The following is a 24,108-nucleotide window of genomic DNA, read 5'->3' as shown; positions in this document are numbered from 1 at the left end:
CGCGGCAGAGCCGCTCAGCTGCCCTTGAGCACCACGGCCTGGCGGCCGCGCTGGCCGTCACGAACCTCGAGGTTCACCTTCTGGCCCTGCTGCACGTCCTGCACGCCCGCGCGCTGGAGCACAGAGGAGTGCAGGAACACGTCCTGACCGCCGTCGTCCGGCGTCACGAAGCCGAAGCCGCGCACCTGGTCGAACCACTTCACCGTGCCGTTCAGGCCATAGGTCGGACCGCCCTCATCCCGGCCGCCACCGCCGCCAAAGTCGCGCCGAGGGGGACGGTCCCCGAACTCGCGGCGCGGGCCGCCGAAGCCGCCGCCACCGCCGCCGAAGCCGCCGCCGCCACCGAAGTCACGACGGGGGGGACCACCGCCGAAACCGCCGCCACCGCCAAAGTCGCGACGCGGGGGACGATCCCCGAAGCCACCACCGCCGCCGCCGAAGTCGCGGCGCGGGGGACGATCCCCGAAGCCACCGCCACCGAAGTCACGGCGGGGGGGACGATCCCCGAAGCCACCGCCGCCGCCGGCGCCACCGCCGGGACCGGGCTTCAGTTCCATGATCCGAGTCACGAGGCGACGGCCCTGCCGGTCCGTGCCGATCTCGCAGACGAGCTTGTCACCCGTCTCGGCGGACTGGATGCCCGCCTCCGCCATAGCGGACGCGTGGAAGAACACGTCCTGCCCGTCCGGTCCAAGCACGAAGCCGAAGCCCTTGCGGCCGTTGTACCACTTCACCTCGGCCTCTACGGGCCCGGCGCCACCCTGCTGCTCATTCTCGGGGAACACTGTTTGTCTTTGTCCGCAAATCACCTCGGCCCGACGGAATGCAGGACCGGTATCCTCATGCTGGCACGGTCAGATCAGGAATGCCAGCCGAATCGACGGGGGTCGTAAGGAGTGAGATCCAGGCCTGCCGGAGCGCCGGCGAGGAGGGCGCCGACCGCCTGCCCCGTGCGCGGCCCGGCCACGAGGCCCACATGGCCGTGGCCGAACGCGAGGAGCACGTCCGGTGTCGCGGCCGACGGCCCGATGCAGGGCAGGCCGTCCGGCATGGAGGGGCGATGGCCCATCCAGAACTTCACCCGGTTGGCCGGCAGGTCTCGCGGCAGCGTGGGGAAGGAGCGGAGCAGGTGGTCGCGCAGGATCTCCGCACGCTTCCAGTTCGGCGCGGCCCCCAGCCCCGCGATCTCCACCTGACCGGCACAGCGCAGACCTTTGCGGGTGAGGGTGACCGACATCTTCCCGTCATAGGGCATGACCGGGATGCGGGGGCCGACCTCCGCGCCCTCCACCACGGCGTGGTAGCCACGCTCCGTCTCCAGCGGGACGCGGCTGCCGGCCGCAGCGGCCAGCGCCTTGGACCGGGCGCCGGCGCAGATGACGGCGCGGTCGGCGGCGATCTCGCCCGACGCGGTCTGCACGGCTCTCAGGCGACCGCCCTCGATCCGGAAGCCGGTGGCGGAGTCGCGGCTGAGCGTCGCGCCCTCGGCTACGGCCTGGTCCACCAGGGCCGCGACATAGGCGCCGGGGTCGAGGCAGTGCCCGCCCTCCGGGACAAGGATGCCGAAAGCGTAACGGCGGTCCAGCGCGGGCTGGCTCTGGCGCATCTCGTCCGCCTCCAGCTCCTGCCACTGGACGCCGACGGTACGGCGAATGCGCCAGGCCATCGCCTCGGTCTCGAACTCGGCGCGGGACTGGTACGTGTACATGAGGCCCTGGTGGCGGATGAGCTCCGCCACCCCGGCGGACTCCGCCAGTTTGCGGTGCAGGTCCGGTGCACCGGCGAGGAGCGCGCGCAGGGCGCGCGCAGTGGCCAGGACCTTCTCCTCGGTCCAGCCGGACCACAGGTAGCGGAGCAGCCAGGGAATGACGCGCGGGAAGTAGGACCAGCGCACGGCCAGCGGACCGAGCGGGTCCGCGAGGAAGCCGGGCACCTTCTTCCACAGCCCCGGCATGGCGGGCGGGATCACCGACATGGGCGAGAGCCAGCAGCCATTGCCATAGGAGGCCGCCTGCTCCCCGCCCGGAGAGCCGGGATCGAGGATGGTGACGCGAAAGCCCCGCCGCAGGGACTCCAGCGCGGTGCACGCGCCGACGATGCCGGCGCCGATGACGACGACGTGCTGGCCGGTGGGGGCGGCCGGCGCGGCCCCGCCGTCAGCCGGCATCCAGGACGGCGCGCTTGGCCATAACGGTCACGAGGTGGGCGCGGTACTCGGCGCTGCCGTGGATATCGCCGTTCAGGCCGTCCGGCGACTGCTTGATGCCCGCCACCGCGTCGGGCGACCAGTTGGCCGACAGCGCCGATTCCATAACCGTTTGCCGGAAGACGCCCGGGCCGGCGCCGTTCACCACCACCCGCACGCCGGCCGGACCCTTCGCGACGAAGACGCCGGCCATGACGTAGCGCGAGGCCGGGTTGCGCATCTTCGCGTAGCCGGCCTTCTCCGGGACCGGGAAGGAGATGGCGGTCAGCAGCTCGCCCGGCTCCAGGGCGGTGGCGAACATGCCGAGGAAGAAGTCATCCGCCTCGATCCGGCGGCGGTCGGTGATGAACGTGGCGCCGAGCGCCAGGGCCGCGGCCGGATAGTCCGCTGCGGGGTCGTTGTTCGCCAGGCTGCCGCCCATCGTGCCGCGGTTGCGAACCTGCGTGTCGCCGACCAACCCGGCCATGCGGGACAGGGCGGGGATCGCCGCCTTGATCGCGGGATCGTTCTGGACCTGGACGTGCTTCGTCATCGCGCCGATGACGAGCCGGTCTCCTTCCCGCTTGATCCCGCGCAGCTCCGCGATGCCCGAGAGGTCCACGAGCGTCGCGGGCTTGTCCAGGCGATGCTTCAACGCCGGCAGGAGCGTCTGGCCGCCGGAGATCGGGCGGGCATCCTCCCCCGCGAGCAGCTTCACGGCCTCCGCCACGGAGGACGGCTTCTGAAAGGCGAAGTCGTACATCGCTCTCGATCCCCTACTCGGCGGGCGCGGCGGCGCGCTGTGCGCTCGCCGTGGATGCCCGATTTGCGTTGATGATGCCCCAGACCTTCGGCGGTGTCGCGGGCATCTCGACATGGCGGACGCCATGGTCGCGCAGGGCGTCCACCACGGCGTTGATGACGGCGGGCGGTGAGCCGATCGCACCCACCTCCCCGCAGCCTTTCACCCCCAACGGGTTGTGGGTGCAAAGGGTCACATGGGTGGCGACGGCGACGCCCGGCAGATCCTCGGCCCGCGGCATGGAGTAGTCCATGAAGCTGGCCGAGAGGAGCTGGCCCTGGGCGTCGTAGGCGGCGCGCTCCATCAGGGCCTGGCCGATGCCCTGGGCGACTCCGCCCTGCACCTGCCCTTCCACGATCATCGGATTGATGACGCGGCCCACATCGTCCACGGCGGTGAAGCCCACGACGTGCACGCGGCCGGTCTCGGGCTCAATCTCCACCTCGCAGACATGACAGCCCGCCGGGAAGGTGAAGTTCTTCGGATCGTAGAAGGCGGTCTCCTCCAGCCCGGGCTCCAGCTCGTCATGCGGGAAGTTGTGCGGAACATAGGCCGCGAGGCTGATCTCCGTCAGGCCCTTCGACTTGTCGGTGCCGGCGACGCGGAACTGGCCGTCCTCGAAGACCACGTCCTCGGCTGAGGCCTCCATCAGGTGCGCGGCGATGCGCTTGCCCTTGGCGATGATCTTGTCGAGCGCCTTGATCATCGCGGAACCCCCGACAGCGAGGCTGCGGCTGCCATATGTGCCCATGCCGAAGGGGATGCGGTCCGTATCGCCGTGCACGACTTCCACCTGGTCCACCCCGATCCCGAGCTTGTCGGCCACGACTTGCGCGAAGGTGGTCTCGTGGCCCTGGCCGTGGCTGTGAGTGCCGGTGAAGACGGTGACGCTGCCGGTGGGGTGGACGCGGATGTTCGCCACCTCGAAAAGCCCGGCGCGCGCGCCGAGGGCGCCGGCCACGGCGGAGGGGGCGATGCCGCAGGCTTCGATGTAGGTGGACAGCCCGATGCCGCGGAGCCGGCCGCGCGCCTTCGCTGCCGCCCGGCGGGCCTCGAAGCCCGCCCAGTCGGCACCGACCAGGGCGGCGTCCAGCGTCGCCTGGTAGTTGCCGCTGTCGTATTCGAGGGCGACCGGCGTCTGGTAAGGGAAGCCGTCCGCGGGGATGAAGTTCCGCCGGCGGATCTCGACGCGGTCGAGACCCGTCTCGGCGGCCGCGACATCCACCAGCCGTTCCAGGAGATAGGTCGCCTCCGGGCGGCCGGCGCCCCGATAGGCGTCCACCGGGACGGTGTGGGTGAAGACGGCCTTCACCTCCGCATAGATCACGGGCGTGCGGTAGCAACCGGCCAGCAGCGTCGCGTAGAGATAGGTCGGCACCGCCGGCGCGAAGGTGGAGAGATAGGCCCCCATCGCCGCCTTGGTGGAGACGCGAAGGCCGAGGAAGATGCCGTTCTCGTCCAGGGCCAGCTCGGCGCGGGTTACGTGGTCGCGGCCATGCGCGTCCGACATGAAGGCCTCGGTCCGATCCGAGGTCCACTTCACCGGGCGCTTCAACTGCGCGGCGGCCCAGGTGACCAGCGCTTCCTCGGCGTAGTGGAAGATCTTGCTGCCGAAACCGCCGCCGACGTCGGGCGCGACGACGCGCAGCCGCGACTCCGGGATCTTCAGCACGAAGGCGCCCATCAGCAGGCGGATGACGTGTGGGTTCTGGCTGGTGGTGAAGAGGGTGTGCTCGTCCGTCGAAGCGTCATAGTCGCCAATGGCGACCCGCGGCTCCATGGCGTTGGGGATCAGGCGGTTGTTCGTCGTCTCGAAGGTGACGACCTTGGCGGCCTTCATGAACGCGGCGTCGGCGTCGGCCTTCTCGCCGATGTGCCAATCGTAGCAGATGTTGCCAGGGACCTCGTCGTGCACCAGCGGCGCGCCGGGGGCGACTGCGGCGTCCGGCGTGGCGGCGGCCGGGAGGGGCTCGTACTCGACGGTGATCGCCTCGGCCGCGTCGCGGGCCTGGGTGCGCGTGTCGGCGATCACGGCAGCGACAGGGTCTCCGACATGCCGGACCTTGCCGGTCGCCAGGACGGGATGCGCGGGCTCCGCCATCGGGGAGCCGTCCTTGTTCTTGATCCCCCAGCCGCAGGGCAGGCCGCCGATGCCGGCGGCCGCGATGTCGGCCCCCGTGTAGACGGCGCGCACCCCCGGCATGGCCCGCGCGGCCGCGGTGTCCACGGCCCCGAGCCGCGCGTGCGGGTGCGGCGATCGCAGGAAATGCACGTAGAGCTGGCCCGGTCGGTTCAGGTCATCGGTGTAGCGGCCCTTGCCGGAGAGGAAGCGAAGATCCTCCTTCCGGCGCACCTTGGCCCCGATACCCTGAAAATTCGGCATGACGGTCACGGCGGCAACCTCCCCTACGCGTCCCTCGCGCTCTGGCGGCGCGGTTTTCGGCACGACTCACGGTGGTGCGGGCGCGGGGGTCGCCGCGCCCGGAGCCGGCGCTACTCGGCGCGGGCGAGCTCCGCGCGGCGGCCGTGCATGACGTCCTGGGCCGCGGCGATCGCCTTGACGATGTTGTGGTAGCCCGTGCAGCGGCAGAGGTTACCCTCCAGCCCCTCGCGGATCTCCGGCTCGGACAGGCCCTGCGGGTGCTTCTGGACGAGGTCGATGGCCGACATGACCATCCCGGGCGTGCAGAAGCCGCACTGAAGGGCGTGATACTCGCGGAACGCCTCCTGCATCGGGTGCAACGTGCCGTCGGTGGCGGCGAGCCCTTCGATGGTCGTGACGCTGGTTCCCTCGGCCTGGACGGCCAGCATGGTGCAGGACTTCACGCTGTCCCCGTCCACATGGACAACGCAGGCGCCGCACTGGCTGGTGTCGCAGCCGACATGGGTCCCGGTGAGCCGCAGCTTCTCCCGCAGCAGCTCGACGAGGAGGGTGCGGCCCTCCACCTCAACGCTCTGGCGCTGTCCGTTCACCGTCAGATTGACTGTGGGCATGGCTGCTCCCCCCGCACCGATCGGGGCGAAGGGTCGCGCGGGCGACGGGCGGGCGTCAAGGCGCCCACCCACCCCTTCCGCGGCTCAGTGCAGCGGCGAGGCCGCGCCGGCGAGCGGGTTCTGCTCCGGCGGCAGGTCGTGCAGGTGGCAGGCGGCGGTGTGGCCGGCCTCGGTCTCCTGCAGCTTCGGCTCGTCCACCCGGCAACGGTCGAAGACATAGGGACAGCGGGTGTGGAAGCGGCAGCCCGAGGGCGGGTTGATCGGGCTGGGTACGTCCCCCTTCAGGATGATCCGGTCCCGCGCCGCGCCGGGCTGGGGAACCGGCACGGCCGAGAGCAAGGCCTGGGTGTAGGGGTGCTTGGGCGCCGCGAAGAGGGAGCGGCGCGGCGCCACCTCCACGATCTTGCCGAGATACATGACGGCCACGCGGTGGGTCATGTGCTCCACGATGGCGAGGTCGTGGGAGATGAAAAGCAGTGCCAGGCCGAGCTGGGACTGGAGATCCTGGAGCAGGTTGACGATCTGCGCCTTCACCGAGACGTCGAGCGCCGAGACGGCCTCGTCGCAGATGATCAGGTCGGGCTCGGCGGCCAGGGCCCGGGCGATGCCGATGCGCTGCCGCTGGCCGCCGGAGAACTCGTGCGGCCAGCGGCCGATCGCGTCCCGCGGCAGGCGGACCGTGTCCATCAGCTTGCCGAGCTTCGCGTCCAGCTCGTCCTTCGTCTTCGCGAGACCGAAGTTCCGGATGGGCTCCGCCAGGATGTCGCGCACCCGCATCCGCGGGTTGAGGGAGCTGAACGGGTCCTGGAAAACCACCTGCATCCGTCGCCGGATCGGCCGCAGGGTGGAGGAGGACATGGTGTCGATCCGCTGGCCGCCGAGCACCACCTGCCCCGACGTGATGGGGTAGAGTTGGAGCAGAGCCTTGCCGACGGTGGACTTGCCGCACCCGGACTCGCCGACGAGGGAGAGGGTCTCGCCCCGCCGGATGTCGAAGGAGACGCCGTCCACCGCGTAGACGTAGCCGGTGGTGCCCCCGAGGATGCCGCCGCGCAGGGGGAAATGCTTCTTCAGGTCGTCCACCTGAAGCAGCGGCGCGCCGGTCTGGTCGATGGTCGAGTGACTCATGCCGCGAGGGCCTCCTTCACGGCGTAGTGGCAGGCCGCGGTGTGGGCGGGCGCCTTCTCCTCCAGCGCCGGGGCCACGTTGCGGCAGAGATCGGTCGCGTAGGGGCAGCGGGAGGCGAAGACGCATCCGTCGATGCGGGTCTTCAGGCTGGGGACGAGACCAGGGATCTCCGAGAGCCGGGTCGCCTCTCCGGTCAGGGAGGAGCCAAGCTTCGGCACCGCCCCGAGCAGGCCCTGAGTATAGGGGTGCTTCGGCCGCTCGAAGAGGTCGCGGACGCCGGCTTCCTCTACCTTGCGGCCGGCGTACATGACGATGACGCGCTCCGCGACCTCCGCCACCACGCCAAGGTCATGGGTGATCAGGACGATCGCGGCGCCGACCCGGTGCTTCAGGTCCCGCATCAGGTCCAGGATCTGCGCCTGGATCGTGACATCGAGCGCCGTGGTCGGCTCGTCCGCGATGAGCAGCTTCGGGTTGCAGGCCAGCGCCATGGCGATCATCACGCGCTGCCGCATGCCGCCCGAGAGCTGGTGCGGGTATTCCTTCACCCGCCGCTCCGGCGCCGGAATGCCGACGAGCTTCAGCATCTCCACCGACTTGGCCTCGGCATCGCGGCCGTTGAGGCCCTGGTGGAGGCGCAGTGTCTCCCCGATCTGCCGGCCCACCGTCAGGACGGGGTTCAGGGAGGTCATCGGCTCCTGGAAGATCATCGAGATGTCATTGCCGCGGATGCCGCGCATCTCCTTGTCCGAGAGCTTCAGCAGGTCCCGGCCCATGAAGCGGATTTCCCCGGCGATCTTGCCAGGGGGCTCCGGGATCAGGCGGAGGATGGACATGGAGGTGACGGACTTGCCGCAGCCGCTCTCCCCCACGATGGCAACCGTCTCCCCGGCGTTCACCTGGAAGGAGATGCCGTCCACCGCCCGGTTGACCCCGTCCGGCGTGCGGAAGTGGGTCTGGAGATTGCGGACGTCGAGAAGCGGTCCGGCGTAGCTCTGCGACATGCTCAAACCTTCTTTGCCATGCGCGGATCGAGCCAGTCCCGCAATCCATCGCCCAGCAGGTTCACCGCCAGCACGGTCAGCGAGAGGAAGACGGCCGGGAAGAACACGATGTAAGGCTTCACCTGCCAGAGGGCCCGGCCCTCCGCCATGATGTTGCCCCAGGAGGGAATGATCGGCGGCGTGCCGGCGCCGATGAAGGACAGGATGCTCTCCGCAATCATGGCGGAGGCGCAGATGTAGGTCGCCTGCACCGTGATCGGGGCCAGGGTGTTCGGCAGGATGTGCCGCCAGATGATGAGCGGCGTTGGCGTGCCGGCCGCCACCGCGGCGTCCACATAGGGCTGTTCGCGGAGTGACAGGACCACGCCGCGGACAAGTCGGGAGACGCGCGGCACCTCGGCGATGGTGATGGCGAGGATGACGTTCCCCACGCTGCCGCGGGTCAGTGCCATGAGAGCGATGGCCAGCAGGATCGAGGGGATGGACATCAGCCCGTCCATCACGCGCATGACGATGGCGTCGGCCCAGCGCACGAAGCCGGAGACGAGGCCGATCGTCATGCCGATCACGGCCGAGAAGAAGGCCACCGCGAAGCCGACGGTCAGCGAGACCCGCGCCCCATAGAGCACGCGGGAATAGACGTCGCGCCCCAGCATGTCAGTCCCGAACCAGTACATGGCCGAGGGCTCGCGGGTCCGGCGGGCCGGGGCGAGTGCCGTCGGGTCCGTCGTCCAAAGCAGCGGCGCGAAGACGGCGATGCAAAAGATGATCAGCAGCAGACCGCCGCCGATCGCGATGGAGGGATTCCGCCGGAGGAAGCCGAGCAGGCCCCGCATCGGGCGGACCGGGGGCAGCACGTCCGGCATGGCCGGGGCGGCCGCGACGTCCGCGGGGCCGAGGGCCCCTGGACGGTCAAGGATGGCGCTCAATACCGGATCCTCGGGTCAAAGAGGGTGTAGAGGAGGTCGATCCCCAGGTTCACCAGCACGTAGACGAAGGAGAAGAGCAGGATCACGCCCTGGATCACCGGGTAGTCGCGGCGGAGGATGGCGTCCACCGTCAGCCGGCCGAGGCCCGGGATGGCGAAGACGCTCTCCGTCACCACCGCGCCGCCGATGAGCAGTGCGACGCCAATGCCGATGACGGTGACGATCGGCACCGCCGCGTTCTTCAGTGCGTGCAGGAAGAGAATCCCGGGCTGGTTCACGCCCTTGGCGCGAGCGGTGCGGATGTAGTCCTGCTGCAGAACCTCCAGCATCGTCGCGCGGGTGATTCGGGCGATCAGCGCGATATAGACACCGCCCAACGCGATGGCCGGCAGGATGAGGTTCTGGAACCAGGGCCAGAGGCCGCGGGAGAAGGGCGTGTAGCCCTGCACGGGCAGCCAATCCAGTTCCAATGCGAAGACGTAGGCCAGGAGGTAGCCAACGACGAAGACCGGTACGGAGAAGCCGAGCACCGCGAAGGCCATCACCGCCCGGTCGATCCAGGTGCCGGCCTTCCAGGCCGCGATCACGCCCATCGGCACGGCGATCGAGACCGCCAGGATGAGGGTGATGATCATCAGGGAGACGGTCGGCTCGATCCGCTGCGCGATCATCGTGGACACAGGCAGGTTGGTGAAGATCGAGGTGCCGAGGTCGCCCTGGACGATGTGCCAGACCCACTCCCCGAACCGCACGAGGTACGGCCGGTCGAGGCCGAGGGAGGCGCGGATGCGCTCCACGTCCGCCGGGGTCGCCTGGTCGCCGGCGATGACCGCGGCCGGGTCGCCCGGCGAGATGTACAGGAGGGAGAAGACGAACAGCGCCACCACCGCCATGACGGGGATGGTCGCGATGACTCGTCGGATGACGTAGGCGAACATGGTGTCAGGTCCTCCGTGCCGGCCGGGCGGGGACTCCCGCCGGCCGCCGGTTCAGCTCAGTCACGTCTTGGACACGCCCCAGAAGAAGGGCAATGGCCCCTTCACCACGCCGCTCACGTTGCGGCGCCAGGCTTGGTACATGGCGAAGAAGCCGGTGGGGGCGAAGAGAACATTCTCCATCGCGGCGGTGTTCAGCTCATCCATCGCGGCCTTCTCGGCCTCGGGCGTGGCGGCGTCGAACCACTTGTCGCGCGCCGCCTCCGCGGTCGGGATGTTCGGCCAGCCGAACCAGGCGCCGTCACCATTCGCGCGGATGGCGGTGTAGGCGGCCGGGTTGATGCAGTCCGCGCCCGCATGCCAGGAGAAGAAGATGTTCCAGCCACCCTGGGCCGGCGGCGTCTTCACCGCGCGGCGGCTGCCCACGGTGCCCCAGTCCGTCGCGACGTAATCGATGTTCATACCGATGCGGCGCATCTGCTCGGCGGTGACATCGCCCTGGTTCTTCGTGATCGGCTGATCCTGCGCGACCAGCATCACCACGGGCTCCCCGCGGTAGCCGCTGCTCATCAGCATCTCCCGCGCGGCGGCGAGATTACGTGGGCCCTTCAGCACGTTGCCCCCCGCCTCGGTGTAGAGGGGGGTGTCGGGCGTGAAGAAGCCGGGCAGGCGCTTCCATAGGCTCTCGTCGTCGCCGGCGACGGCGCGCATCACGTCCGCCTGGTCCATCGCCATCAGCACCGCGCGGCGGGCGCGCACGTCATTGAACGGCGGATGCAGGTGGTTCATCCGGAATGTGCCGATGTTCCCGAGCGGGTCGGCGATGTCCACCTGGACGTTGCGGTTGCGGCGCAGGAGGGGGATCAGGTCGGAGATCGGGTTCTCCCACCAGTCCACCTCGCCGTTCTGCAGGGCGGAGGCGGCGGTGGCCGGGTCCGGCATCACCACCCATTCCATGCGGTCGAACAGGATGCGCTTCCCGCCCGCGAGCCAGGAGGCGGGCTCGGACCGGGGCACGTAACCCGCGAACTTCTCGAACACCGCCTTCGCGCCGGGCACCCACTCGTTGCGGACGAACCGCATGGGGCCGGAACCGACATAGTCACTGATCTGCTGGAAGGGATCGGTATTCGCGATCCGCTCGGGCATGATGAAGGAACAGGGCGAGTTGTTCTTGCCGAGCGCGAGCAGCATCTTCGGGTAGGGACGACGGAGCGACCAGCGGAAGGTCCGATCGTCGACCGCCACCAGCTCGTTCTGGATGGCCCGAATCATCTGGCCCATGGGGTCGCGCACGGCCCAGCGATTGAGGCTCGCGACCACGTCCTTCGACCGAACCGGCTCGTTGTCGTGGAACTTCAGCCCCTCCCGGAGTCGAAAGGTCCAGGTCAGGCCGTCGGTCGAGGTCTCCTCGCTCTCCACCATCTGGCGCTGCGGGCGGAGCTGGCTGTCCACGCCGTAGAGCGTGTCCCACACGGCGGCCGCGGCGTTGCGGACGACGTACTGAGTGCCCCAGATCGGGTCAAAATTGGCAAGGTTGGCCTGGGGCACGAAGCGCAGCGTGCGGGCGGCTGCACCCTGGGACAGGGCGGGCGCGGACAGGCCGCCGGCCGCGATGCCACCGGCCAGGCCGGTCTTGAGGAATACGCGACGATCCATCGCTCTGAAGCCCCCCTGTGGCCGGCCTTCGCCGTGCCAACCTGCCCTGCCGGTGGAATCCTGCCGCAGAAGCGGCCCGCACGCCACCATTCCCGTGTCCGCGCAGCCCCCTCGGACGGCGCTCGCCGGCCACGGACCTTGCACGGGCCGTGCCAGCCGTCCCCGCCCGCTAGGCCTTGCCCATGTTCCAGAAAACCGTGGTCGGGGAGCGGAAGGCCCCCGTTACGTTCCGGCGCCAGGCGCTGGGCTGCCAGTAGAAGCCCAGCGGCACGTAGGGCAGCACCGCCATGGCCCGGGCATTCAGCGCGGCCCCGATCCGCTTGCTCTCGGCCTCGTCGGACGCGTTCAGCCACTGGCCCCGCAGGCGCTCGATCTCCGGGTCGTCCGGCCAGCCGAACCAGGCATTGGGACCGTTGGCGCGGAGGAAGAGGTGGATGGCCGGGACGCCGAGGTCGGTGCCGGACGCCGTGGTGTGCACCACGCTCCAGCCCCCCCGCTCCACCGGCTCCTTGCTCGCGCGCCGCTGGATCACGGTGCCCCAGTCCGCGGAGACGACCTCCACGTTGAGGCCGATCCGCTGCATCAGGTCCGCTGTGACGAGGGACAGCGCGTTGATCTGCGGATAGTCGCTCGGCGTGATGAGCACGACCTTCTCGCCGTTGTATCCGGACTCGCGCAGCGCGGCCCGGCCTCGCTCGACGCTGTGCACCTTCAGCACGTCGTTGCCCTCGTCGCTGGCCAGGGGGCTGCCGCAGGTGAAGACGCCCTCGCAGACGCCCCAGAGAGAGGGGTCCTCCCCGGCCACGGCGCGGAGGTAGTCCCGCTGGTCCACCGCCATCGCCACGGCCTGCCGCACCTTGAGGTTGTTGAAGGGCGGCTGCACCTGGTTGAACCGCATGATGCCGTAGGTACCCTCCAGCAGGCGCTGCTCCACGACCACGTCGCGCGACCGGCGCAGCAGCGGGATCAGGTCGTGCAGCGGGTACTCCCAATAGTCCTGCTCGCCGCTGACCATCGCGGAGGCGGCGGTGCCGGAGTCGGAGATGATGGTCCACTCCACCCGGTCGATCCGGGGCACCTTGCCACCGGCCAGCCCGTCCACCGGCTCCTGCCGGGGCTGGTAACCGTCGAACTTCGTCCAGACCGCCCGCTGGCCGGGGTTCCAGTCGCCCGGGACGAAGCGGAACGGGCCGGAGCCGGTAGCGTCCCGTACCTGCTGGAAGGGGTCTGTATTCGCCAGCCGCTCGGGCATGACGAAGCAGGGGTTCTGGCTCTTGCCGAGGGCGAGGGTCAGGAACGGAAAAGGCTGCTTCAGCCGGAAGCGGAAGCGCCGATCGTCCAGCGCGGAGACCTCGTCCACCTGCTGCGCCAGGAGCTGGCCGAAGGGGTCGCGGGCCATCCAGCGCTTCGCGCTCGCGACGCAGTCCGCGGCACGGACGGGCTCGTTGTCATGGAAGCGCAGTCCCGTTCGGAGGGTGAAGGTCCACTCCTTCCCGTCCTGCGCCGTCTCCCAGCCCTCCGCCATCTGGGGCTTCGGCCGCGCCTGGGCGTCCACGGCGCAGATCGTGTCGTACACCATGTACGCGTGGTTCCGCGTCACCACCGCGGTCGTCCAGACGGGATCAAGGCTGGTCAGGTTCGCCTGCGGGATCACCCGGAGCGTCCGCGCCGCGGCCCCCTGGGACAGGCCGGGCATGGCAGGCGCGGCCGCGGCGGCGGCCAGCCCCAGCATCGCGTCACGACGTCGGATCATCGGTGGTCTCCGTTCAGGCGCGCTTGAGGTTCCAGAAGATCGCGAAGCCCTTCACGCGGTCCTGCAGGTCGCGCCGGATGCCGGTGAGCGACTTGTAGGCACCGACGGGGATGTAGGGGACCTCGTCCATGGCGACGCGCTGCATCTCGGCCGCGATCCGCTGCTGTTCCGGAAGAGTCGGGGCGAGAAACCACTGGTCTCGCAGCGTCTCCAGCGCGGGGATGGTCGGCCAGCCCGGCCACGCATTGGCGCCGTTGCCCCGCAGGGGGAAATGCGCCGACGGGTCCACGAAGTCGAAGGAGGAGAAGGAGGTGAAGATCATGCTCCACCCCCCATTTGCCAGCGGCTCGCGGCTGGTCCGGCGCTGCACGGTCGTGCCCCAGTCCGTCAGCACGATGTCGGCGTTGAAACCCAGGCGCCGGACGAGATCCGCGCCGACCTGGGTCATGGCGGCGGGGGCGAGGATGTCCGTCGGGCCGATCAGCCGCATGGGCTGGTTCGTGTAGCCGGCCTCCCGCATCAAGGCCTTCGCGCGGTCGAGGCTTCGCGGGCCGGTCAGCGGCTCCAGCCCGACCTCCGTCGCCATCGGCGTGCCGGGCGTGAACATGCCGGTGCGGTTGTTGTAGAGCGAGGCGTCGGTGCCAACGATCGCCTGCATGAAGTCGTCCTGGCTGACCGCCGGCAGCATCGCTTGACGCAACCGCCTGTTGCTGAACGGCTCGTGCAGGAAGTTGAAGCGCATGATGCCGGTCAGCGGCAGGGGGTCGATCTCTTCCACCGACAGGGCGCGGTTGCGGCGGATCACCTGCTGGATCTCGGGCGGCGGCTGCTCGAACCAGTCGACCTCCCCGGTCTGCAAGGCCGCGGAGGCGGTGGAAGCGTCGGTGATGATGTTCCACTCGACGCGGTCGAAGAAGGCCTGCTTGGGGCCGGCGGTCAGGCTCGGCGTGCCGGCGGGGGTGGGGCTGTAATCCGGGTTTCGCTCGTAGACGACGAGGCTGCCGGAGTTGAACTCGTCCCGCTTGAAGCGGAAGGGTCCGCTGCCGACCGTCTCCCGGACCTGCTGGAAGGGATCGGTCCGCGCGATCCGCTCCGGCATGATGAAGGCCGGGCCGTTGCTGACCTGGGCCAAGGCGGGCAGCAGGAAGGGGAAGGGCTGCCTCAGCCGGAACTGGACCCGGCGGTCGTCGAGCGCCGACAGCTCGTCCGTGAACTCCTCTAGCTTCTGACCGGAGGGGGACCGCTTCATCCAGCGCCGCAGGCTGGCGACCACGTCCGCGGCCCGCACCGGCTCCCCGTCGTGGAAACGCGGGCCCTGGCGGAGGGTGATGATCACCCGCTTGCCGCCGTCCTCCACCACGTGCCCCTCGGCCATCTGGGGCTGCGGCTGGAACCGCTCATCCATGCCGTAAAGCGTGTCATAGACCATGTACCCGTGGTTCCGGGTGATGTTCGCGGTGGTCCAGACGGGGTCGAGGCTGGTGAGGTTGGCCTGCGGGACGCACTTCACCACCCGGGCCCGGGCGGGCTGGGCCAGCGCGGGCATCGGCATCGCGGCCGCGCCCGCCGCGGCCAGGAGGTGGCGGCGTCGAATCATCGTCTTGTCCCCCTGTACGGCCAGCATTGCACAGGCGGGAGCGGGAGAACGCAAGAGCGGAGGGGAGTTCCCCTCCCCGCCCTGGTCACGCCTTCTGGACGTTCCAGAACATCGGCAGGCCCTTCAGCACGCCGGTGATGTTCCGGCGATAGCCCCAGGCCTGAAAGTACTGGCCGAGCGGGAGGTAAGGAACCTCCTGAAAGGCGACCTCCTGGATCTGGCGGCCGATCGCCTGCTGCGCCTCCAGGTTCGGGGCGTCGAACCACTGGGCCCGCAGTTCCTCGATGCGCGGCATGGTAGGCCAGCCGAACCAGGCGTTCTGCCCGTGGCCGCGCAGCGCCTGGGACACGCCGGGATTGAACATGTCCAGCCCGGACCAGAAGGTGAAGAACATGCTCCAGCCGCCGCGCTCCACCGGCTCCCGGCTCGCGCGGCGCTGCACCACGCTGCCCCAATCGGTCGCGACGAAGTCCACGTTCATGCCGCATCGCCGCAGCATGTCGTTGCCGACCTGCGCCAGCGCGTTGAGCGACGGGAAGTCGGAAGCGGCGATCAGCACCACCTTCTCCCCATTGTAGCCGGCGGCGGCGAGGTCGCGCTTCACCTTCTCCACGTCCCGCGGGGAGGTCAGGGCCTCCATGCCGACATCGCTCGCCAGGGGGGTGCCGGGCGGGAAGAAGCCGTTCTCATCCTTCCAGAGCGACCGGTCGGTGCCGATGACCGCGCTCATGAAGTCGCCCTGGACCACGGCGCCCAGCAGCGCGCGGCGGATCGCCGGGTTGTTGAAGGGCGGGTGCAGGTGGTTGAAGCGGGCGATGCCGCAGAGGCCGGTGGGGTCCTGGATCTCCAGCACGACGTTGCGGTTCCGGCGGAGCGTCGGCTGCAGGTCCGCCGTCGGCTGCTCCCACCAATCCATTTCCCCGTTCCCGAGGGCGTTCGAGGCGGTGGCGGCATCCGGCATCACGTGCCACTCGACGCGGTCGAGATGGACGCGCTTCGGACCGGCGGTCCAGGTCGGCGTCCCCTCCGCACGCGGGACGTAGTCCGCGAACTTCTCGTAGACCACGCGCGATCCGGCGATCCGCTCATCGGCCTTGTAGCGGAACGGGCCGCTGCCGATCATCTCGCGGATCGGGGTGGCGGGGTCGGTTTCTGCCAGGCGCTGCGGCATGATGAAGCAGACTGGCGTGCTCGGCTTGCCCAGGGCTTCGAACAGCAGGGGAAACGGCTTGTTCAGCCGGAACAGGATCGTGCGGTCGTCGGGCGCGATCAGCTCCGCGACCTGAGTCATCAGCACCTGGCCGAGCGCGTCCCGCGCGGCCCAGCGGCGGATGGAGGCGACGGCGTCGCGCGCCAGCACCGGCGCCCCGTCATGGAACTTCAGCCCGGTGCGCAGGCGGATCGTGACGCGCTTGCCGTCGTCCTCCACCGAATGGCCTTCGGCCATCTGGGGCTGCGGCTTGAAGTCCTCGTCGAAGCCGTAGAGCGTGTCCCACACCAGGTAGCCGTGGTGCCGCGTCACGTAGGCCGTGGTGATGATCGGATCGAGCACCGTCACGTCGGACTGCGGGATGAACTTCAGCACGCGGCTCGCGGCACCCTGGGCCAGGGAGGGGCGCGACAGGCCGAAGGCGCCCGTGCCGAGCAGCCCGGCGCCCGCGGCACCGGCCAGGAGGTCGCGACGATGCATGGCTTTCTGCCCCTTTGGTGAAACGCTCCGGCCGGGAAGGGAGCCCAGCCGCCGCGCCGGCGCAAGCCCCGCCGGACTGCAGGCCGCCGCCGCCGCACTCCGGCCACGAGCTTGACGGAGAGTGCCGCGGCCGGCCAAGCCCCCGGCGCCCCGGAGGCCCTTCCTGGACCGCGCGATGCCCCTTCCCTTTCCCGCCCGGCCCTCGCCGGCCCAAACGGCCTTTGCCGCGCAGTTCCTGCGCTTCGGCGCGGTGGGCACGGCCGGCTTCGTCGTGGATTCCGCCGTCCTCTACACCGCGATCTGGGCAGGTGCCGGCCTCTATGGCGGCCGCGTTCTGTCGTATCTCGCGGCGGCCACGACGACCTGGGCGCTCAACCGGGCCTGGACCTTCCGCGCGGCGGCCCAGGCGCCGGCCGGGCAGCAATGGGCGCTGTTCCTGGCGGTCAACCTGATCGGCTTCGCGATGAACTACGGGACCTACGCGCTCCTCATCACGTTGGTGCCCGTAGTCGCGGCGCACCCGGTGATCGGGGTAGCGGCCGGGGCGCTGGCCGGAATGGGTGGGAATTTCGCGCTGTCCCGCCGCTACGTGTTCCGCCCTGCATGAGCGCCCGGGTCGCCGTCCTCGTGCCCTGCCACAACGAGGCCGTGGCCATTCCCGGCGTGGTGGCGGGCTTCCGGGCCGCCGTGCCGCAGGCCACGATCTACGTCTACGACAACAACTCGACCGACGGGACCCCCGAGGCGGCCGCGGCCGCCGGGGCCGTGGTCCGGACCGAGCGTCGCCAGGGCAAGGGCAACGTCGTCCGCCGCATGTTCGCGGACATCGAGGCAGACGCGTATCTGCTGGTGGACGGGGACGGCACCTACGACCCCGCCGCCGCGCCCGACATGGTCCGCGTCCTGCTGGAGGAACGGCTGGATATGGTCACCGCGGTCCGGGTGACCGAGGCGGCCGGGGCCTACCGACCCGGGCACCGGCTGGGGAACCGGGTGCTCACCGGGATGGTGCGCCTCGTCTTCGGCGACGGCATTACCGACATGCTGTCGGGCTACCGCTGCTTCAGCCGACGTTTTGTGAAGTCCTTCCCGGCCCTGTCGGAAGGCTTCGAAACCGAGACCGAGTTCACCGTCCACGCGCTGGAACTGCGTCTGCCGGTCGCCGAAGTCCGCACCCCCTATGCCGAGCGCCCCGCCGGCTCCGCCTCCAAGCTGCGGACGTACCGCGATGGTTGGCGGATCCTGCGGACGATCGTGTCGCTGGTCCAACGGGAACGGCCGCTCGCCTTCTTCGGCCTGACGGCGGGGGCGCTCCTCGTCCTCTCCGCCGGCCTTTTCGCCCCGGTCCTCGCCACGTACCTCACCACCGGGCTGGTGCCACGGATGCCCACCTTCCTCGCCTCCGTGGCCCTCTTGGTCCTGGCCTCGCTCTCCCTCGCCTGCGGGCTGATCCTGCACACCGTGACGCGCGGCCGGATCGAGGCGAAGCGCATCGCCTACCTCTCCCTGCCCCCGCCCGGCGAGCCCATCAGACCTGTGCCCCGCGGGACAGACGCGCCTTAATAAAAGTGGTTTTCCGGGGCGACCGATGGCAGAACGCACCCCATGATCCGTTTCTATAGAAGGCAGATCTGGCAGCCCGATTCGCAGGGGTTGCCGGGAGCGGGACCATGACGCCGCTCACGCTGAGGAACGCACCGCGGGACGCGCTGGCGCGGGCGATATCGGCGTGCCGGTCGCAGTTCATGGCGGTGGGCTCTTTCAGCCTCGTCGTGAACCTCCTGCAGCTGACCGTGTCGCTGTACATGATGCAGGTCTTCGACCGGGTGCTGGCGACCCGCAGCCTGGACACGCTGCTCTGGCTCACGCTCATCGCGATCGCCGCGATCGGGCTCCTGGCCCTGCTGGACGCCGTCCGCAGCCAAGTCATGCAGCGGATCGGCCTGTGGATCGAGCAGCGGGTCGCGCCGGAGAGCTTTGCCCGGGCGCTCGAGGCCACGCTTCGGGGCCGGCCCTACAGGATGGAGGCGCTGCGGGACCTGGGGGTCTGCCGGGGCTGGCTTTCCGGACCCGGGGCCCTCTCGCTCTTCGACGTGCCCTGGGTGCCAATCTACCTCGGGGTGATCTTCCTCCTGCACCCGCTGCTCGGCTGCATCGCGCTCGGCGGCGCCGTGATCCTGTTCGGCCTGACCCTGCTGAGCGAGTGGGCGACCGCCGCCCCGCTCAAGGCGGCCAGCGTCGCCGCCATGGGCGCCCAGCGCCGGGCCGAGGCCATTGCCCGCAACGCCGAGGTCGCGGACGCGATGGGGATGGGCCCGGCGCTGCTCGGTCAGTGGCGGGAGGGCGTGGCCCAGGCCACGCCGCTGCAGCAGCGGGCAGCGGACCGGGCGGGGGTGCTGATGGGGATCACCCGCTTCGTGCGCCTGGCGGTCCAGATCGCGGTGCTCGGCGTCGGAGCCTGGCTGACGCTGCGCCAGCAGATGACCTCGGGCGCCTCGATCGCCGGCTCGATCATCATGGGCCGGGCCCTGGCGCCGGTGGAGGGAATGATCGGCGGCTGGAAGGGGCTGGTGCAGGCGCGCCAGTCCCTTGGGCGCCTGAAGACCTTCCTGGCCCTGCCCCGGCTGCGGCCGGAAACGGCGCCGCTTCCCGCCCCGAAGGGCCGGCTCACGGCGGAGCGCCTGACCTGGGCGCTGCCCGGCCAGCAGGTGGCCATCATCAAGGGCGTGACCTTCAACCTGGAGGCCGGCGAGAGCCTCGCCATCATCGGTCCCTCCGGCTCGGGCAAGACGACGCTGTTGCGGCTGCTGGTCGGCACGCTGGCGCCCGCCGTGGGGGCCGCGCGCCTCGACGGGGCCGACCTCGCCACCTGGGCGCGGGAGGATGTCGGCCGCTACATCGGCTACCTTCCACAGGACGTGGAGCTGTTCGAGGGCACGGTGTTCCGCAACATCGCCCGCATGGACCCGAACGCCTCGCCCGAGGCGGTGCACGAGGCCGCGAAGCTCGCCGGCTGCCATGAGGCGATCCTGCGCCTGCCCAACGGCTACGAGACCGAGCTCGGCGACGGCGGCGCGGGCGTCTCGGGCGGGCAGCGACAGATGATCGGACTCGCCCGCGCCCTCTACGGCCAGCCTCGGCTGGTCATCCTGGACGAGCCCGACAGCAGCCTCGACGGCGACGCGGAGGCCCTGCTGATCGCGGGCATCGCGCGGCTGAAGGCGATCGGTTGCACGGTGGTCCTCGTCAGCCACAAGCCGGCTCTCGTGCAGGGCGTGGACAAGATGCTGGTGATGAAGGACGGGGCTGCGGAGATGTTCGGGCCGAGAGCGGACGTCCTCGCGAAACTCATGGGTCCCCGCCCGGTCCTGCCGTCGGCGCGGCCCGCGGCCCGCCCAGCGGTGCCGGGCCCCTCTGAGACCGCCCCCCCGGCGCCGCAGGTGGCCCAGCCCACCGAGCCCACGCCCCCGGCACCGCAGTCGGGAGTCGCCGCATGAGCCTCACCACCGCCGCCGACGCGCCCCTCGTCGCCCGTCCGGCCACCCCGCCCGCCATCCTCCGTCCGCGGCCCGAGATCGTCATCGAGGCCGAGCGGCCGCGCACCCGCGGGCCGATCCTCCTCGGCGTCCTCGCGCTGCTGACCTTCATCGGCGGCTTCGCGGCCTGGTCCTTCCTCGCTCCCCTCAGCGAGGCGGCCATCGCGCCCGGCCTGATCAAGGCCGAGGGCAGCCGGCGCGTGATCGCCCACTTGGAGGGCGGCATCGTCCGCGAGATCCTCGTGCGCGACGGCGACCGGGTCCAGCGCGGCCAGCCACTGATCCGCCTGGACGACGTGCAGGCCGCGTCTGGGCGCGAGGCATTGCGGGCCCAGCGTTGGGGCTTGCTGGCCCAGGACAGCCGCGCCGCCGCCGAGATCGCCGAGGCGAACACCATCGCCTTCCCCGCCGAGCTGACGGCCGCCACTGACCCGCGCGCGCGGGAGGTGATGGATGGCCAGCGCACCCTCTTCGAATCCCGCCAGGCGAGCCTGCGGTCCGCGCTGCAGGTGCTGGAGGCGCGTATCCTCCAGTTCACCGCGACGGGCGCCGCGGCCGAAGCGCAGATCGCCAGCCAGCGCCGGCAGCTCGACCTCCTGAAGCGTGAGGAGGCCGACGTCCGCACCCTCGTGGCCCAGGGGCTGGAGCGCATGCCGCGCCTGCTGGCGCTGCAGCGACAGATCGCCTCCACCGAGGGCACGATGGCCGATCTGAACTCCCAGACCGACCGCGCCCGCGCCCAGATCACGGAGGCGCAGAGCCAGATTCGCCAGACCCGCGACCAGCGGCTGCAGGAGGTCTCGACCGAGGCACGCGACGTCCGCAACCGGCTTGCGGAGGCGGAGGAACGGCTGCGCGCCGCCGACGACGTCTCCGCTCGGCGCGAGATCGTCGCGCCCGAGGACGGGACAGTGCTGAACAGCCGCTTCTTCAACCCTGGCGCCGTGGTGCGGCCGGGTGAGCCGGTCATGGACCTCGTTCCCGCCCGCGACCGGCTCATCGCCGAGGTGCGCGTCTCCCCGAACGATATCGACGTGGTGCACACCGGCCTCAGCGCCGAGATCCGCCTGCCCGCCTTCAAGCAGCGGCTCGTCCCCTTCCTCCTCGGCGAGGTCACCGTCGTCGCCGGCGACGTGACGGCGGAGGAGCGGACGATGCAGGAATACTACCGCGTCCAGATCGCCATCGATCAGGAGCAGCTCGCCCGGCTTGAGAACGTGGTGCTGCGCCCGGGCATGCCGGTCGAGGCCCAGATCCAGATCGGCGAGCGGTCCTTCGTCCGCTACATGATCCAGCCGCTGCTCGACAGCTTCCACCGCGCCTTCCGCGAGCAGTAGCGGCCCGTCGGTTTCCGTCGGGCCAGAGGATGGTCTAGTGAGGGTCGGTCGGGCGCGCGACTCACGCGCCCGATCGTCCCAACATCGCATCCGCAGGCGTCAGGACATCCCATGGCAGAAAGCCCCATCATCTTCGCCGACGGCGTGCTCGAGGCGAATGTGCGCCACGGCGTCGCGCGTATGACGCTCGCCGTCCAGGGCGGCGATGGGAAGCCCGCGGCCAGCGGGATGCTCGTGGTGCCCCTGACCCAACTGCCCGCCCTCGCCGGCAGCCTCACCCGTCTGTTGCGCGAGGTCGAGGCGAAGGCAAAGGAGCAGGCGACCCGCGCCGCGCCGGCTTCCGAGGCGCCGCCTGCCGCGACCGAGAACGCTCCCCTGCCCCCCGCCTTCCGCTTCCAGGGCTGAACCTCTCGCTCGCGGCGCCGCCGAGGCGTCGGTCGCTCAGGCGTAGGTCTTGGGGCGCCTCTTTGCCGCCAGGGCCTCCACCACGGCCAGCTGCCGCGGCAAGGTGACCCGGGCGAGGTCGTAGCGCTCCACCACCGTCTTGCGCGCCCGCTCCCGCATCGGCGCATGGGCGGCGGGATCCGCGAGGACGGCTGCGATCCGCCGGGCCAGCGCCGGCGGGTCGAAGAGGTCGGTCAGCAGCCCGTTGCGCCCATCCTCGATCACCTCCTGAACGGGCGGCGTGGCGGAGCCGATCACCAGCGCCCCACAGGCCATCGCTTCCAGCACGCTCCAGGAGAGGACGAAGGGGACGGTTAGGTAGATGTGCGCGGCCGAGACGCGGAAGAGCGCGTGCAGGTCCGGATGCGGGATCTTGCCCAGGAAGTGAACGCGCGCGGGGTCCAGCGGTCCCACCTCGGCCAGCATGGCCTCCCGCCAGCTCGCATGGCCCTGCGGCGCCCGGCCGTAGCTCGTCTCGTCGCCGCCCACGAGGATCACGCGCGCGTTCGGGCGAGCCTCCAGCAGAGGTGGCAGGGCCCGCATGACGGTCGGGAAGCCGCGATAGGGCTCCAGGCCGCGAGCGACATAGGTGACGACCTCGTCCCCCGGCCGCAGCACCGTGCCATCCGGCAGGGTGAAGCGCGCCTCCGGGTCGGGCCGGCATTCCCCCGTGTCCACGCCCTCATGCACGAGGCTCATGCGCTGGCGGTACCATTCGGGGAAGCGGTCCCGCTGCCAGCGCGTCGGCGCGATGCCCCAATCGGAGGCATGCATGGCCGAGAGCAGCGGCGCGTTCATGCCGCGGATGCGTAATGCGTCCTGCAGGGTCGCTGGCTTCCCGGGCTCATAGCCCACATCGGCGCCGACGACGCTGTAGAAGAACTCCGCGTAGAGGAGCAGCGCCGCCTCCGGAAAGACGTCCTTCAGGAAGAGCGTGTCGCCCCATCCGATGTGGCTGCAGACCACGTCGGGGACGAAGCCCTCCCGCCGCAGGTCCAACGCCTCCTTCGCCGTGCGCTCGCCGCGCGCGGCGGCGGCGTGGAACGGCCGGGCGCGGACCAAGACGTCGCTCCCGGGCGCCTTGGGCACCTCATAGACGCGCAGGTCCACGCCCTCTGGCACCGGGTAGCGGCGGGCGCCGATCCCCGCCACTTTCACCCCAGGCCGGGCGGCCAGGGCGCGCATGACGTGGACGTACTGGCCCGGGAAGTTGGGGTGGACGAGAAGGATCCGCATCAGCGCGCGCGGCCGCCCCTGGCGGTGCGCCGCGGGCGGGGGGATGCTAGGGTATGGCGCATCGCTGGCTCGTCCTGTTCCTCGTCCTCGCCGGTCCGGCCCTCGGCCAGCCGGCCTCGCGCTGGGCGGCGGTTCCCGGGCCGTCTGCCGGCCCATCCCGCAGCATCGGAGGCACATCGCTGGGGTGCGTGCAAGGCGCCCAGCCCCTGCCCCTGGACGGGCCGGGGTGGCAGGTCATCCGCGCCTCCCGCAACCGCTACTGGGGAAATCCGGTGCTGCTCGCCGCGATCGCGGACATCGCGCGTCGGGCTCGAGCGGCAGGGCTGCCGGACCTCTACATCGGCGATCTCGGCCAAGCGCGGGGCGGGCCCCTGCCCTACGGCCACGCGAGCCACCAGACCGGGCTCGACGCCGATATCTGGCTGGACCTGCGGACAAAGCCGCCGCTGCCGGTCACGGCGCGGGAGCATATCGACGTGCCGTCGGTCGTGCTGCCGGACGAATCGGGCGCCGATCCGCAGCGCCTGACCCCCGCGCATATCCGGTTGATCCGCTTGGCGGCAGAGACGCCGGGCCTGGACCGGGTGCTGGTGAACCACGGCATCAAGCGGACGCTCTGCCAGATGCACCGGGGCGAGGCCTGGCTGCGGATGGTCCGGCCCTGGCGCGGCCATGACAGCCACATGCACATCCGCCTCCGCTGCCCGGCGGACAGCCCGGATTGCCGCGACATCCCGCCGCCCCCGGCCGGCGACGGGTGCGATGCGAGCCTGGACTGGTGGATGACGCCGGAATCGCGCCGCCCGGCGCCGCGCCCGCCCGGTCCGCCGCCGCGTATGCCAGCGGCCTGCATGGGGGTCCTGTCCGCGCCCTGACCCG

20 protein-coding genes are annotated in these 24,108 nt (G+C 70.6%); 6 read left to right on the top strand and 14 right to left on the bottom strand.

The genetic code is table 11. The annotated features are described in order from the left end of the window. Positions 1-14: 14 nt before the first annotated feature. The 13 genes from ACP6CK_RS03850 to ACP6CK_RS03790 form a co-directional block, all read right to left on the bottom strand. Positions 15-785, bottom strand: a complete 771-nt coding sequence (locus ACP6CK_RS03850) for a cold-shock protein (RefSeq protein ID WP_426957448.1) — start codon at positions 783-785, stop codon at positions 15-17. Positions 786-859: 74 nt separating this feature from the next. Continuing rightward, entirely contained in the window at positions 860-2,167 is a 1,308-nt protein-coding gene (locus tag ACP6CK_RS03845; protein ID WP_426957447.1) for an NAD(P)/FAD-dependent oxidoreductase, read from the bottom strand. Continuing rightward, positions 2,157-2,948, bottom strand: coding sequence for an FAD binding domain-containing protein (locus ACP6CK_RS03840; RefSeq protein ID WP_426957446.1), 792 nt, complete (start codon positions 2,946-2,948; stop codon positions 2,157-2,159). Before ACP6CK_RS03840 ends, ACP6CK_RS03845 begins: the two co-directional genes overlap by 11 nt. Positions 2,949-2,961: 13 nt before the next feature. Further along, a complete protein-coding gene (locus ACP6CK_RS03835) occupies positions 2,962-5,370 on the bottom strand; it encodes a xanthine dehydrogenase family protein molybdopterin-binding subunit (RefSeq protein WP_426959856.1) in 2,409 nt (802 codons plus the stop codon). A 110-nt stretch (positions 5,371-5,480) separates the two neighbouring features. Next, the gene (locus ACP6CK_RS03830; protein ID WP_426957445.1) at positions 5,481-5,981 is read right to left on the bottom strand and encodes a (2Fe-2S)-binding protein; all 501 of its coding nucleotides are present in this window, start codon (positions 5,979-5,981) and stop codon (positions 5,481-5,483) included. Between the two features lie 84 nt (positions 5,982-6,065). Further along, on the bottom strand, positions 6,066-7,109 hold the full coding sequence (locus ACP6CK_RS03825) for an ABC transporter ATP-binding protein (protein WP_426957444.1): 1,044 nt from the start codon (positions 7,107-7,109) through the stop codon (positions 6,066-6,068). Next, positions 7,106-8,113: an ABC transporter ATP-binding protein gene (locus ACP6CK_RS03820; RefSeq protein WP_426957443.1), complete on the bottom strand. Its 1,008-nt coding sequence runs from the start codon at positions 8,111-8,113 to the stop codon at positions 7,106-7,108. The genes ACP6CK_RS03825 and ACP6CK_RS03820 overlap by 4 nt, the downstream gene beginning before the upstream one ends. A 2-nt stretch (positions 8,114-8,115) precedes the next feature. Next, positions 8,116-9,042: an ABC transporter permease gene (locus ACP6CK_RS03815; protein WP_426957442.1), complete on the bottom strand. Its 927-nt coding sequence runs from the start codon at positions 9,040-9,042 to the stop codon at positions 8,116-8,118. Then, complete coding sequence (locus ACP6CK_RS03810) at positions 9,039-9,980, bottom strand: ABC transporter permease (RefSeq protein WP_426957441.1); 942 nt, start codon at positions 9,978-9,980, stop codon at positions 9,039-9,041. The genes ACP6CK_RS03815 and ACP6CK_RS03810 overlap by 4 nt, the downstream gene beginning before the upstream one ends. A 60-nt stretch (positions 9,981-10,040) precedes the next feature. Then, the gene (locus ACP6CK_RS03805) at positions 10,041-11,636 is read right to left on the bottom strand and encodes an ABC transporter substrate-binding protein (protein WP_426957440.1); all 1,596 of its coding nucleotides are present in this window, start codon (positions 11,634-11,636) and stop codon (positions 10,041-10,043) included. Between the two features lie 169 nt (positions 11,637-11,805). Beyond that, positions 11,806-13,389, bottom strand: a complete 1,584-nt coding sequence (locus ACP6CK_RS03800) for an ABC transporter substrate-binding protein (protein WP_426957439.1) — start codon at positions 13,387-13,389, stop codon at positions 11,806-11,808. Positions 13,390-13,402: 13 nt separating this feature from the next. Further along, positions 13,403-14,986 carry an ABC transporter substrate-binding protein gene (locus ACP6CK_RS03795; RefSeq protein ID WP_426957438.1) on the bottom strand — a complete coding sequence of 528 codons (1,584 nt, stop codon included), beginning with the start codon at positions 14,984-14,986 and terminating at the stop codon, positions 13,403-13,405. Between the two features lie 85 nt (positions 14,987-15,071). Beyond that, a complete protein-coding gene (locus ACP6CK_RS03790; protein ID WP_426957437.1) occupies positions 15,072-16,676 on the bottom strand; it encodes an ABC transporter substrate-binding protein in 1,605 nt (534 codons plus the stop codon). Between the two features lie 175 nt (positions 16,677-16,851). On the opposite strand from ACP6CK_RS03790, the gene ACP6CK_RS03785 reads away from it, so the two are divergent. The 5 genes from ACP6CK_RS03785 (at position 16,852) to ACP6CK_RS03765 (ending at position 21,954) form a co-directional block, all read left to right on the top strand. Further along, the gene (locus tag ACP6CK_RS03785) at positions 16,852-17,283 is read left to right on the top strand and encodes a GtrA family protein (protein WP_426957436.1); all 432 of its coding nucleotides are present in this window, start codon (positions 16,852-16,854) and stop codon (positions 17,281-17,283) included. Continuing rightward, positions 17,280-18,239, top strand: coding sequence for a glycosyltransferase (locus ACP6CK_RS03780; RefSeq protein WP_426957435.1), 960 nt, complete (start codon positions 17,280-17,282; stop codon positions 18,237-18,239). The genes ACP6CK_RS03785 and ACP6CK_RS03780 overlap by 4 nt, the downstream gene beginning before the upstream one ends. Before the next feature lie 107 nt (positions 18,240-18,346). Further along, positions 18,347-20,173 (top strand): type I secretion system permease/ATPase, encoded by a 1,827-nt coding sequence (locus tag ACP6CK_RS03775; RefSeq protein ID WP_426957434.1) that lies wholly within the window; start codon positions 18,347-18,349, stop codon positions 20,171-20,173. Further along, entirely contained in the window at positions 20,170-21,549 is a 1,380-nt protein-coding gene (locus ACP6CK_RS03770; protein WP_426957433.1) for an HlyD family type I secretion periplasmic adaptor subunit, read from the top strand. The genes ACP6CK_RS03775 and ACP6CK_RS03770 overlap by 4 nt, the downstream gene beginning before the upstream one ends. 111 nt (positions 21,550-21,660) lie before the next feature. Further along, complete coding sequence (locus ACP6CK_RS03765) at positions 21,661-21,954, top strand: hypothetical protein (RefSeq protein WP_426957432.1); 294 nt, start codon at positions 21,661-21,663, stop codon at positions 21,952-21,954. Positions 21,955-21,990: 36 nt separating this feature from the next. Here the strand turns inward: ACP6CK_RS03765 and ACP6CK_RS03760 are convergent, their stop codons facing one another. Next, entirely contained in the window at positions 21,991-23,229 is a 1,239-nt protein-coding gene (locus tag ACP6CK_RS03760) for a glycosyltransferase (protein WP_426957431.1), read from the bottom strand. 53 nt (positions 23,230-23,282) lie between these two features. Between ACP6CK_RS03760 and mepA the strand changes: the two genes are divergently transcribed. Next, positions 23,283-24,104 (top strand): penicillin-insensitive murein endopeptidase, encoded by an 822-nt coding sequence (gene mepA, locus ACP6CK_RS03755; protein WP_426957430.1) that lies wholly within the window; start codon positions 23,283-23,285, stop codon positions 24,102-24,104. The last annotated feature ends 4 nt before the right edge of the window (positions 24,105-24,108 follow it).

This window comes from Muricoccus radiodurans (assembly GCF_050154705.1).
GTDB classification, from domain to species: Bacteria; Pseudomonadota; Alphaproteobacteria; order Acetobacterales; family Acetobacteraceae; genus Roseomonas; species Roseomonas radiodurans.
Note: the sequence above shows the minus strand (reverse complement) of the source record. Positions and strands in the feature narration are given on the sequence as shown.